Source organism: Dyadobacter soli (assembly GCF_900101885.1).
GTDB classification, from domain to species: domain Bacteria; phylum Bacteroidota; class Bacteroidia; order Cytophagales; family Spirosomataceae; genus Dyadobacter; species Dyadobacter soli.
The window spans coordinates 104,549-117,978 of sequence record NZ_FNAN01000003.1 but is presented as its reverse complement, the minus strand read 5'-3'; the positions used below and the strand labels follow the sequence as shown (position 1 = coordinate 117,978).

The 13,430-nt window shown below is 52.4% G+C and carries 7 protein-coding genes; all 7 read left to right on the top strand.

Translation table 11 applies throughout. The features are described from left to right. The first annotated feature begins 179 nt into the window (after positions 1-179). The 7 genes from BLQ88_RS04855 (at position 180) to BLQ88_RS04825 (ending at position 13,069) form a co-directional block, all read left to right on the top strand. Positions 180-3,206 carry a SusC/RagA family TonB-linked outer membrane protein gene (locus tag BLQ88_RS04855; protein ID WP_090147277.1) on the top strand — a complete coding sequence of 1,009 codons (3,027 nt, stop codon included), beginning with the start codon at positions 180-182 and terminating at the stop codon, positions 3,204-3,206. A 41-nt stretch (positions 3,207-3,247) separates the two neighbouring features. Further along, positions 3,248-4,741: a RagB/SusD family nutrient uptake outer membrane protein gene (locus tag BLQ88_RS04850; RefSeq protein ID WP_090147275.1), complete on the top strand. Its 1,494-nt coding sequence runs from the start codon at positions 3,248-3,250 to the stop codon at positions 4,739-4,741. Between the two features lie 64 nt (positions 4,742-4,805). Next, positions 4,806-5,726 carry a hypothetical protein gene (locus tag BLQ88_RS04845; RefSeq protein ID WP_229212583.1) on the top strand — a complete coding sequence of 307 codons (921 nt, stop codon included), beginning with the start codon at positions 4,806-4,808 and terminating at the stop codon, positions 5,724-5,726. A 164-nt stretch (positions 5,727-5,890) separates the two neighbouring features. Next, positions 5,891-7,654, top strand: coding sequence for an FAD-dependent oxidoreductase (locus tag BLQ88_RS04840; protein ID WP_090147741.1), 1,764 nt, complete (start codon positions 5,891-5,893; stop codon positions 7,652-7,654). 39 nt (positions 7,655-7,693) lie between these two features. After that, the gene (locus tag BLQ88_RS04835; protein WP_229212582.1) at positions 7,694-8,704 is read left to right on the top strand and encodes an FAD:protein FMN transferase; all 1,011 of its coding nucleotides are present in this window, start codon (positions 7,694-7,696) and stop codon (positions 8,702-8,704) included. Then, positions 8,701-11,280: a glycerophosphoryl diester phosphodiesterase gene (locus BLQ88_RS04830; protein ID WP_090147270.1), complete on the top strand. Its 2,580-nt coding sequence runs from the start codon at positions 8,701-8,703 to the stop codon at positions 11,278-11,280. The genes BLQ88_RS04835 and BLQ88_RS04830 overlap by 4 nt, the downstream gene beginning before the upstream one ends. Before the next feature lie 73 nt (positions 11,281-11,353). Continuing rightward, positions 11,354-13,069 carry a sodium:solute symporter family protein gene (locus BLQ88_RS04825; protein WP_090147269.1) on the top strand — a complete coding sequence of 572 codons (1,716 nt, stop codon included), beginning with the start codon at positions 11,354-11,356 and terminating at the stop codon, positions 13,067-13,069. The last annotated feature ends 361 nt before the right edge of the window (positions 13,070-13,430 follow it).

The following is a 13,430-nucleotide window of genomic DNA, read 5'->3' as shown; positions in this document are numbered from 1 at the left end:
GAAATTTCTGCCTTAAAACCGTGTCCTGACGCGGTCTCTACGCAGCTATATTTAGGTAAAAGCGGCATTTCAGCTTACTGATCGACTGCATTAATCATTTGCAAACTGCATCGAACCGAAGCCAAATAATTGAACTATTTCAAGTTTAAGATTTTAATCAAACCCTAATTTTACCTAATATGAAGAAAAAAATACGTGACCTGTTCCTGCTCGGCGTCCTGTGCCTGGGCGTTATGCAGTCGCTGCTCGCGCAGAATGTCGTCGTGAAAGGCAAAGTGACCGACGACAAGGGTGAAATGATCCCCGGCGCCAGCGTGACCGTGAAAGGCTCTCAACAAGGGACACTGACCGACGCGGAAGGTGTGTATTCAATCGATGTGGCTGGAAATGCGACATTGGTGTTTTCTTTCCTCGGCTATTTGAAGGAGGAAGTAGCCATTGCGAACCGTTCGACGATCGACGTGGTGCTGAAAACCGATACCAAAGCGCTGGAAGAAGTGGTAGTAGTAGGCTACGGAACCCAGCGCAAGATCGAAACGACCGGTTCCATTGCTTCCGTAAAAGCAGCCGACCTCGTGCAGACGCCCGTTGCCAACGTAGCCCAAGGGCTTCAATCGCGGATTGCGGGGGTGCAGATCAACCAGAACACCGGCTCGCCCGGCGGTAACGTGAGCGTGCGTATCCGCGGTACCAACTCCATCAACGGCTCGTCCGAGCCACTTTACGTGGTAGACGGCATCCAGATTTCCAACGGCGGCGGCATCAACGATGTGAGCCCGCTTTCGACCATTAACCCGAACGATATCGAGTCTGTGGAGGTATTGAAAGACGCCTCTGCATCAGCCATTTACGGTGCCAGGGCAGCGAACGGGGTGATTCTCATTACAACCAAACGTGGTAAAACCGGCGCGACGCGGGTGACCTATGACGGTTATTATGGTAGCCAGAAAGTCAACAAGATGCTGAAAGTGCTGAATGCAGCGGAGTTTGGACAACTTGAAAATGAAGTATTTAAAGACAATTACTATGCTAACCCCGCATCCCTGGGCGAAGGCGTAGATTGGCAGAAAGTGATTTTCCGCAAGGCTCCTATTCAAAACCACCAGCTATCGATCAATGGCGGAAGCGAGAAAACGCAGCTCGCATTGTCACTGAACTATTTCGATCAGGACGGTACCATGCGGGGATCGGCGTTTACGCGCTATTCAGTCCGGCTGAACCTTGATCACCAGATCAACAAGAAAATCAAAATCGGAACCAGCATTCTGGGCAGCCGCTCGATATCGGATGGCATCCAGACCGGCAGTACCGACATCGGTAATGCCGGTGTAGTTACAGCCACGGTGCTTGGTGCCGCCGTTGGGGCTCCTCCTACCCTGCAACCTTACCGGCCCGACGGCACCATTTTCCCCTTCGGTGAGCAGGGCAATGGCCGGTACCGGGAAGTAACGAACCCGCTGAGTTTCATTGAAGTACTCAATAAGCGAAGCATCACCCGCATACTGGCGAACCTTTACGGTGAAATCCAGCTGTTCAAAGGTCTTACCTATCGTGCTTCTTTTAACCTGGACCAGAAAGCCGAGCTCTATAATTTCTATTCCCCACGCAGCATCGTCAATAAAAGCGACCTGACCGATGCTTCGGGATCTGCTAGCAAGGCCAATATTAACAACCTTGCCGTGCTCCATGAAAGTATCCTGACTTACAGCACGATGTTCGGCAAGAATCACTCATTCAAAGCGACGGCTGTATTTGGTACCCAGGGCGAGCAGTACAACGACAACATCATGAGCGCCCAGGGATTCCCCAACGATGCCACTCAGAACGAGGCCATGCAGCTTGCGCTTACCCGCACGGTGAGCAGCTTCCGGAGCAGCCAGCGACTGGATTCCTATATGGGCCGCGTCAACTACGGTTTCAAGGATAAACTCTTCATTGACCTTACCGCGCGCATAGACGGATCGAGCAAATTCGGTGCAAACCTCAAATACGGCGTCTTCCCGGCCATTTCCGCAGCATACCGCCTTATTGAAGAGCCTTTTATGAAGGACGTAACCTGGCTTTCGGATTTCAAACTTCGCGGAAGCTTCGGACTTACAGGTAATGCGGGCGGGCTGGACCCCTATCAATCCCTGCCCACGGTGGCCGCCAACGGCAGCAATTACATGATCAACCATCTCTACGTTACCGGTATCGATCCGTCCAGAATTGCCAACAAAGACCTCCGCTGGGAACAGTCCGTTCAAACGAACTTCGGCGTCGACCTGAGCTTGCTGAACAACAGGATCAGTGTAATCGCGGATGTTTATTACAAAAAAACAGAGGATCTGCTATTTGAAAAGACGCTGCCGATGAGCTCGGGGTATAACAAGATCAATGGCAACTTCGCGGGCCTTCAGAACAAAGGGCTCGAACTGGCTGTCAACGCGCGCATTCTCGACGGCGCATTGAAATGGGATGTTTCAGCCAATACGACGATCAACCGCAACAAGGTAACCACCCTGGACGGCGGCGTCACCAGCGAGCGTTTCATCAACACTTACAGCCTTCTGAAAGTCGGAGAACCATTGGGAATTTTCAAAACCTACGTGTTCGACGGCATTAACCAGACAGGCGAAGCGATTCTTCCCGGCTATGACGGTCGCCTCGGCGGACAAAAGGTAAAGGACATGAATGGTGACGGGAAAATTGACGGTAATGACCAGGTTATTACCGGAAACCCCAACCCTAAATTCATCTACGGTTTCTCGACAAACCTGTCCTACAAAGGTTTCGACCTGGCAGCATTCTTCTCAGGGTCGCAGGGTAACGACATTTACAATGCAAGCCGGCTTTCGTTCGAGAACCCGCTCGGGCAGCGCAATTTGCTGGAAGGCGTTGTAAACCGCTGGTCGCCTACCAATCCTAACAACCAGTATGCCAGCGCATTCCAGGCCGGACGTCTGCCGATTTCCGATTATGTCATGGAGGATGGATCGTACCTCCGCTGCAAGAACCTCACACTTGGCTACAAGTTGCCGGCATTCAAAGGCGTACAGGGCATTCGTGTGTATGTGAGCGCGAACAACCTGTTTACGATTACAAATTACAGCGGTTTCGATCCGGAGGTGAACACCTTCGCAGGCTCCAACACGCAGATCGGCGTCGACAACTTCGTTTACCCGCAAGCCAAATCGTTCCTGGGCGGTATCCAGGTTTCATTCTGATTATTTCCGAATCCTCTTGCCGAACATAGGCTAAAAACGACATGAAGAAGCTACTAAAAATTACCACATATCTGGGCATGGCCGGGACAGCGCTTATCGCACCTTCCTGCAAGCTCGACGAAACGGTGTACTCGTCCATTTACACCGACAACTTTTACAAAACCGCAGCCGATGCCGAGAAAGCATTGGTGTCGGTATACGGCGCGCTGGGTAGCCTCGGCGGTGGGCCCGCATTGACGCTCGTCGCCGATTTCAGCGACGACCAGACTTACCCCCGCGGCGTTGTGGGGCGTAACACGCTCACGCAGTTCACTTACGACGTCAATTACTCGACACAGAAAAGTAATTCGCGGGTAAATGAGTCACCGCAGCAAATCTGGGCCTCTTGCTATTCGGGCATTGAAAAAGCCAACTGGGTGATCGCCAGGGTGCCAGATGCCAGCATGGATGAAGGACGCAAAAAGCAGATCATCGGCGAGGCCTATTTCCTGCGGGCATTCTACCACTGGTTTTTGAGTAAAAATTTCGGGGATATACCGGTCAAGATTACGCCGAGCTATTCGGAAGTGGAAGCATTGACTGCCAAAAGCCCCAAAGCGGATGTTTACAAGCAGATCTATGCCGACCTCGATCAGGCTTTGAACGCCGGGCTTCTTTCCTACCCCGCCGTAGAGAAAGGCCGCGTGGCGAAAGAAGTGGTAAATGCATTGTATGCCAAAGCGGCATTGTACAACGAAGACTGGGCCAAAGCGCTGGAACAGGCCAAAATTGTGATCAGTTCGGGCAAATACTCCCTGATAGCCGAAGTACAGGATGTGTACAAATATGACAAGGAAGATGCTTCCCGCGTTGAAAATATGTGGGCATTCGAGGTTGACCCGGTTTCACCCGGTCTGGGGCACCAGCTGACAGGCCTTTGCGGCCCTCCGGGAAGCGCAGGCCCCGAATATGCCCGCACTTCCTACGGTTCGATGTTCGCCTACCAGGCATTCTTCGACTCCTTTGACCCGAAAGACAAGCGCCGCACATTGCTGGATACCAATTACATTGACAAGGCTGGTAAGGTGGTGCCTCAGAAAAGCATTACGCCTATTACCACGAAAGGTGTGCTGATCAGGAAATACCAGGACCCGGTTTCCACCATCGGCTTGATTCCGAACATCCCGATCTTCCGTCTGCCCGACATGTACCTCATTGCCGCCGAGGCCGAAGCACGTTTGAATGGCGCTACTGCCGTGGCTTATGACTTCATTAATCCGGTCAGGAAGCGCGCCGGCCTTGCCGAGCTGAAAACCGGACTGGCCAAAGACGCCTTCATCGAAGCGGTCTTGCAGGAGCGGGCCTGGGAATTTTTCGCGGAAGGCGACCGCTGGTACGACCTCACCCGCACGGGCAAGTTCCTGACCGTGATCCCGAAAGCAGTGAACGACGTGTACCCAACCCGCAACGTGACCGCTAAAAACAAGTATTTCCCCATCCCGCTGGACGAGATCATCTCCAATGCGAAGCTGGAACAGAATCCGGATTGGAAGTAACATTAGTGCATAAGGAGGCAATCTCGGGCGACAAAATGATATTGAAAAAACAATGATTCATCTAATGCTTTTGTACTCACTCTGCTGCACCGCGCCCACGCGGGAGGCTCGCGTACGTGAGTACAAAATCGTTGAAAACGACACACTTAGCTATACCCTAAAACTCGCGCTCGACGAGAAGGGCCAGCCGCAGTATTTTTTCAGGAACATCTTCACACCGGTTTGCTATACCAATGAATGCAAACCGGTGTATATCAATTTCTATTGGGACCTGCTGGGCAATTACGAACGGTATGACCTGCCCGAAGGCAAAGTCCTTACGAAGGTCGACCACGACGAGTTCAAGGAAGAAGATTACCAGAAGTTGCAGGACATTCTAGCCCAGCCCGGCTCCATTTTCGCAGACCTTAAAATGGAAGACCTGATCACGAAAGGCACCGATAAACTGACCGACTCCGTGGATGCGAAAGCCGGCGCTACTTTAAAAACCATTAAAAACCAGGTGATCGACGGCGCGGTCTACACCTGCTACACGCTATGGCACATTGCCTATGGCAAAGCGGTGCCCGAAATGCAAAAAATCATCGAGACCTATTCCAGCGACGCATTGCTACACCGGTTTCTGGAAAGCAAAAATCACCATTACCAATACTGGGCAATGGCGAAAGTGCTGGATGCACGCGGCGCCGTGAAAAAGCCTTTTGAAAAAGACATTGAAACGATCATCGCCGGAAAGAACGGATTCATCGCCAAATACGCCTTGCAGCATGTAGGAAATGATTTTTTCAAAACAGAACAAAGGCAAAACTGGCTTTGGGACACCTATCAGAAAACGGGCTATGCCATGCAAATAGCTATTTTAAAAAAGCTGCATACCAATAAAATACCTATTTCAAAGCCCCTGGCATCCAGCCTGAAAACCAGCCTGCCCCAAGCCAATGAGGAACAAACTTTACTAATTCAAAAAATCCTTCAAAAACAATGAACATCTCCCTTATCCCCGGGCTAAAGTCCGGGGCAATAGATTCTAGATTGCCTCTGGCAATAATGCCGAAGGCTCCATTGCCGGAGGCAATTAAATCCCCCTGCCCCGGGTTTCAACCTGGGGATACCAGGAAATTGTTGGGGATTTTGGTTTTGATTTTTTTGATGTTTCCAGTATTAGCCCAGAATCATGTTTTTGTTGAGACAGAATCATTCGAGGACAAAGGCGGCTGGGTGATCGATCAGCAGTCTTTTGTGGTCATGCATTCTTCCTATATCATGGCGCATGGCATGGGCCGGCCGGTGAAGGATGCCGCTACTACGGTCAAATTCCCAAAAACCGGAAAGTACCATTTGTGGGTGCGCACCAGAGACTGGGCACCATTCCCGAAAGGACCAGGCAAATTCCAGGTGCTGATCGATGGCAAATCCACCGGCCAGACTTTCGGTGAAAGCGGCTCCGATACCTGGAAATGGTATGATGGCGGGGTGATCGACATTAAAAATGCCGACACGAAGCTCGCATTGAAAGACCTTACCGGCTTCAACGGCCGGTGCGACGCATTGCTGTTTACCGACGACCTGAAATTCACCCCGCCGAATGAGCTGGAAGCATTGACCGCATTCCGCAGAAAGCTCCTGAACCTGACCGACAAGCCCCAGGACGCCGGCCGGTATGACCTCGTGGTGGTGGGCGGCGGCATTGCCGGTACATGCGCGGCGATCTCGGCAGCGCGGATGGGCCTCACCGTGGCGCTGATCCAGGACCGCCCGGTGCTCGGCGGCAACAACAGTTCCGAAGTACGCGTGCATTTGATGGGTGATGTGGATAAAAACCATTACCCAAAACTCGGCCGCATCGTGCGCGAGATGGACAATGGCGACCCCGGCAATGGTAACCCGGATGCCAAAGAATACGGCGACGCACGCAAAATCTCCATCGTGAAGGCAGAGAAAAACCTTTCGTTGTTTTTGAATACCCACGTTTTTAAGGTGGAAAAAGAAAACGACATTATTACTGCTGTGGTCGGACGGGATATTGCTACCAACCAGGAGCGGCGCTTCTCCGGCTCCTTCTTCTCGGATTGCACGGGCGACGGCACCGTCGGTTTCCTGTCGGGTGCCGAGTTCCGGATGGGCCGCGAAAGCAAGGCCGAAACCGGCGAATCGCTGGCGGCCGAAAAGAGCGACGATTTTACATTAGGCACTTCCAATCTGTGGGCTTCCGTCGACCGCGATACAGTTTCGTCGTTCCCCGAGACGCCCTGGGCCATGCAGTTTTCCGACGAATACCACATCGACGAACCCAAATCCGACTGGCAATGGGAAACCGGCTTCGGGAACTTCAACACCATTACCCAGGCCGAGCAGATCCGTGACCACAACCTGCGCGCCATTTACGGCAACTGGTCGTATTTGAAGAAAAACAAAGCCGCCAAATACGGTAAAAAGGAGCTTGCGTGGGTGGCCTACATTGGCGGGAAACGCGAGTCGCGCCGCATTATTGGCGATTACGTTTTGAACCAGATGGACATCCAGGAAGGCAAGTTCTACCCCGACGGCTCGGTAACCGCCACCTGGACCATCGACCTGCATTTCCCCGACGCCAAAAACAGCAAGTACTTTGAAGGTCAGGAGTTTTTTGCGGGTACCAAGCACATCAAAGTGGCGCCCTACACGATCCCATACCGCTGTTTATATTCCAAAAACATCCAGAACCTGTTCATGGCCGGCCGCAATATCAGTACCACGCACGTGGCGTTCGGGAGCACACGCGTCATGCGCACGTGCGGGATGATGGGCGAGGTAGTGGGATTTGCCGCTTACATCGCAAACAAATACAAAACCAGCCCGCGCGGCGTATACAAAGATCATTTGCCGGAACTGACCGGTATCCTCAAAGGCGAAACGCTGGCTCCTCAACCCTGATTTACATTGAACAGCATTGCGATACATATTGCCGGAGTAATGTCCACCCTCTTCACCGTGCTGCCGTTGGTAACAATGGCAGCGACGGCAGGGGATACGGCCATGATTTCCATCGACGGCGAAGCGCAAGGCACTACGTACCACATCCGCTATTTCGATGTCCGGAACCGCAATTTCAAGCATTCCATTGACTCGATACTAACTGAATTCGACCAATGCCTGTCGCTGTACCGCGCTGATTCCGAGCTTTCTGCATTCAATGAGAGCACACGGCACACTTTCCGTTCGCCCTGGTTTTATGAGGTTTTGGTTAAATCAAAAGAAATCTATACAGCTACGGACGGCGCATTTGACCCTACCATTGTGCCGCTTTCGGAGGCCTATGGTTTTGGTAATAAAAAGAATACGGACCCGGAAAATGCGAACGTGGATTCGCTGCTGCAATTCATTGGTTTTAAACAAATTGAATTCGACTCAAATGAAGTCAGAACCCGCCAGGGCGTACGGCTGGATTTCAATGGCATTGCGCAGGGCTATTCCGTGGACATCCTTGGAGCGTTTCTGAAAAGTCAAGGTATCGATCGTTTTATGGTCGAGATTGGCGGGGAGGTGGTTTGTTCGGGTACTAAAAACGGTGGTGCCGGTTGGGTAACGGGCATTGAAAACCCGCTAAAACCCAATGCACTCGCTGCAACCGTTCGGCTGACCAACCGCGCGATGACCACCGCGGGCAACTACCACAACCACATTACCCGCAACGGCATTACCTATAACCACATTATCAATCCGCTTACCGGCGCCCCGGCGGCCGGCGCCCCGGCGGCCGGAGAGATGGAACAGACCCCGCTGCTGAGCGTAACCGTGTTCGCAAAAGACGCCATTACCGCCGACGGCTACGACACCGCCTTCATCGTAATGGGCCTCGAAGCGACCAAAACCTTTTTAGAAAACCGGAAAGATATCGACGCGTACATGCTTTTCACCAATGAGGAAGGGCATTTAACGTCCTTCGCGACCGACGGTATCAAAGACCTTATCCAGGAAAAATGAAACGAATAACCCTGCTACTACCCATTTTACTCAACGTTATCCCCGTTTGGCAGGCGTCCGCCCAGCGAACGTCCGTGAAAGCGCTCACCAACAATGCGATCCGCGTCCAATGGCGGGAAGCCGACGGCGCATTGAAAATCGAAGAGGTTGCGGTGAACAAAAAAGGCCAGTGGACCAAGGCAGCAGCGCCTTCCGGCGAGTACACCCTGCTTTTTTCCGAAACCAAACCTTCGACCGAAGCCGCCGAAACTTTCGAGAAAGTTACCGGCGGAAAATTCCCCGAAGACGCCTACCATTACCAGCAAACCCAATGGAAGGAAAGCACTACCGGCGTAGCGCTCAACACCGCCGGACAGGCATTCCATTTCTTTCCACAAACAGGCGCCGCGAAGGACAATGGTTTGGAATTCAAATCCGAAACCGACGTGGCCAGGATTACCGCGCATTGGAAGATCGATCCCCGCTTCCCGAACGATATTCAGGTGACTATGACCTTGGATGCGAAGAGAAAAGGCTTTTTCTCGCTCGCAACGCCTACCCTGGCCGCATTACCGGTCGAGCAAATGAGCTGGGTGTCGGTACCGGGGTATTTTCAGGGGAATTTTATGCAGCAAAATTTCGCATTGGGTTACGCCTACGGCTATGGTATCCCCGACCGGCCGGTAGTTTACCGCGAGCGCTGCGCTTCTACGCTGAGTCCGCTCGTAAGCAGCAAGGACGGCGTCACATTATCCGTCATCCCCGAGCCGGGCCTCGCGCGTGACCCGTGGGCGAAGGATCAGATCACGCAAATCGACTGGCACCTCGGCCTCTCGCATATGAACCGCAAGGCGCAGCTTTCGCCTACATTATATTACCCGGTTTTGGGAGAAGAAAAATCCGAAATGGAGGCCGGGCAATCGGTTTCCTGGACTTTCAGGTACAGCATTATCGCCGGCGACTGGTTCGAAGCAACCAAGCACGCCGCTGTCGATATCTATAAATTCCGCGAAACCCTCGCATTGCGCCAAAGCAAGCAGGCTCTGACCGACCGGATCGAGAAAATGCACCATTACCTCACCGATCCGAAGACTTCGCTCTGGAATATCGAGGAGTTCAAAGGCAAGCAGATCGGCGCGCAGTCGTACCTCGGCGGCGTGGTGGGCTCGGATAAGGATGCCATGAAAAACTCGGATTACGGCGCGATGTGGATGCTCGCCAATGCCACCAATGATCCGGAACTGACCCAAAAAGTGCTTCCACCAGCAGAAAATTTCAAACTCGTTCAGCAGCAAACCGAGGATGGTTTCTTCAAGGGTGCCGTCGAAGGCCAGTATTATTTAGCCAAAAAGAAGAAGTTCGTCGAAGAATGGGGCGAGGTGGTTGAACCTATTGCATTGACCTACTATGTCATGCTCGACGTCGGCAATATGCTGCTTTTCGAACCCGATAATGCAGAATTGAAAGAACGCCTCAGGCTCGGCGCCGAAAAACTGCTCAGCTGGCAGCGCGAGGACGGCAGCTTCGCCGTGGCTTACGACCGCAAAACCGAGCAGGAGGCTTTCAAAGATATTCAGGATGTGAGGCCTACTTTTTATGGCTTGATCGTCGCCCACCGCATGCTGAAAGACGAAAAGTACTTGAAAGCAGCCGAAAAAGGGGCGGATTGGTTTCTTAAAAATGCCGTGGAAACGGGCGCTTTCCTGGGCGTATGCGGGGACGCGCGCTACGCACCCGATTTCGCGACCGGACAGTCGGCACAAGCATTGCTGGACTTATTTGATTTAACCCAAAACAAAAAGTACCAGGACGCCGCTGTCACCTGCGCGAAAATCTACACTTCCTCCATTTACACGCACCCCATTGCCAATCATGACACTAAAACCGTGAATGGTACCGCCCGGGAAGACTGGGAGATCAGCCAAACCGGCCTCAGCTTCGAGCACGGCGGCATTTTCGGCTCCGCCACGCGGCACGGGCCTATTCAACTGGCCAGCCATGCCGGCATGTTCATCCGCATTTACCAGCTCACTGGCGAACAGCTTTTTGCCGATATGGCACGCGCAGCCGCCATTGGCCGGGACGCATTTGTAGATAGCAAAACCAGCGTCGCTTCCTATTACTGGAATGCCATGAACCGCGGCGCCGGCCCCTACCCGCACCACGCCTGGTGGCAGATCGGCTGGATCACCGACTACCTGCTTTCCGAAGCCGCATTGCGCTCGAACGGCAAAGTGACATTCCCACGCGGTTTCGTAACGCCCAAAGTAGGCCCGCATCAGACGTACGGCTTCGCGCCGGGCGACGTGTTCGGGGATAAGGCAATGCTTACCATCAAGGAAGGCTACATCACCGCCGACAGCCCGTCCATCGACCCGATTGTCTCCAAATCCACCACCAAAAAAACCTACTACATCACACTGCTCAACAACAGCCCACAACCCACTGCATTCAACCTGAAAATCGACCATAGCAAAGTATCCGAAGGCAGCTCCCCCGCAATGAAATGGGCCGAGACAAACCAGAAAGCGGCCATTAGTAATGTCAAACTGCCCGCATTTGGAAGCAGAACATTGGCTATAAGCTATAAGCCTTAGGCCATAGGCTTTAAGCAACCATAAACAACAACCAAAAGCATAAAGCTCACAGCTTACAGCATATAGCATTACTATGAACAACACCACCGACACCATTGTCATTCTCGTATTCTCCGCGTTCGTGATGGGCATTGGGATGCTTTTTGCCCGAACGGGTCGTAACCTGAAATCCTTTTTTGCGGGCGGCGAGGCCGTGCCGTGGTTTATCGGCGGGTTGTCGCTGTTTATGAGCTTCTTCTCGGCCGGTACCTTCGTAGCGTGGGGCTCCATTGCCTACAAACACGGCTGGGTGGCCATTACCATTCAATGGACAATGTGCATCGGCGCGCTCATCACCGCCGTTTACCTCGCCCCGCGCTGGAAACGGACCGGCGCGTTGACAGCCGCGGAATTCATCCGTGAACGACTCGGGCTGACGGTCCAGAAAACTTACATATTCATTTTTACGCTGGTTTCGGTGTTCATCAAAGGATCGGTGCTTTACCCGGTGGCAAGGCTGGTGAGTGCCTCGCTGGACCTGCCGCTGGTGCCTTGTACCATCGGCTTGGGGCTGTTTATGATCGCCTACACGGCGGTGGGAGGCCTATGGGCGGTGATGGTGACCGATATTTTACAATTCGTCGTGCTATCGGCGGCGGTATTCATTCTGCTTCCGTTGTCATTCAATAAAGTCGGCGGCTGGGAAGGATTTACGAACAACATTCCCGACGACTTTTTCAACCTGCTCAATGGTGAATATACGCTTGGTTTCGTGGCTGCATTCGTGATTTACCACATTTGCTACATTGGTGGAAACTGGACCATGGTACAACGCTACACGAGCGTCGACAGCGAGAAATCGGCCAAAAAGGTCGCTTTTCTTTTCGCCGGTTTATACCTCATCAGCCCGGTGATCTGGATGTTCCCGCCGATGATTTACAAGGCCATTAACCCCGCATTGACCGGCCTGGATACCGAAAATGCTTACCTGATGATCTGCAAACTGGTACTGCCACCCGGCCTGCTGGGGCTCATGCTCACCGGCATGTATTTCTCCACCTCCGCCAGCGCCAACACCGCATTGAACGTTGTTTCGGCGGTTTTTACCAATGATATTTACAAAGGGATGGTTAACCCGGCCGCTTCCGACCGCCAGCTCATCCGTGTTGCGCGAGGCTCCTCCTGGTTTTTCGGGCTTGGCATGATCGGCATTGCATTGCTGGTACCGGCGGCGGGCGGCATTGTGGAGGTGGTACTGAGCATTTCGGCCATTTCCGGCGGGCCGTTGCTTGCACCGCCGCTCTGGGCATTGTTTTCCAAAAGGCTGAACGGCAGGACTACGCTTTGGATTACGGGTATCGGATTATGTGTCAATTTATTCTTCAAAACACTCGCTCCGCTCCTGCTCGACTTCAAACTCTCGCGCGGAATGGAAACCATCGTGGGCGTGGGCTTGCCGCTATTGCTATTGCTAGCTTACGAACTTTGGGCACGGTCCAAAAACATCGTTGCCAGCGAGTATACCATTTACATGCTTTCCAAAGACCAGCGCAAGCAGGAAGCCGCGGCGGTCGATCCGGAAGAAGCATTTGAAATCAAAAAACAAAACCGTTTTGGCATGCAGGTGATCGCCGGGGCGCTGCTATTCACTGCGGTGATGCTATTTATTCTCAGCTTTTTGACGACCGATGGAACACTGGTAACCGCCGGTGTAGCGACTGTGGTATTGCTTTCAGCGGCGATACCGTTTTCGGCGGCTAGGAAGGTGGTGTTAGATAAAAAAGACGAAACGCGGATAGCGGCGGCGTAATGCGCTTAATGTTCGAGATGTTGTTGCATGCCTACGGCATTTTCGAACATTCCTAGATCGTTTAGTGCTACCAATATTACATCCCTGACGGGATTTTAAATCAGAATTAAAGAATAAGAGGGTCAATCAATAAAAACGCAAGTCCCGCTAGGGACGTGACATTGGTAGTAGAATGGAATGTTTTGGAGATAGTGCTACCAATATTACATCCCTAGCGGGATTTTAAATCAGAATTAAAGAATAAGAGGGTCAATCAATAAAAACGCAAGTCCCGCTAGGGACGTGACATTGGTAGTAGAATGGAATGTTTTGGAGATAAACAAATGCCGTTAGGCATGAAACACCAAAGCAAAGCGAAAAA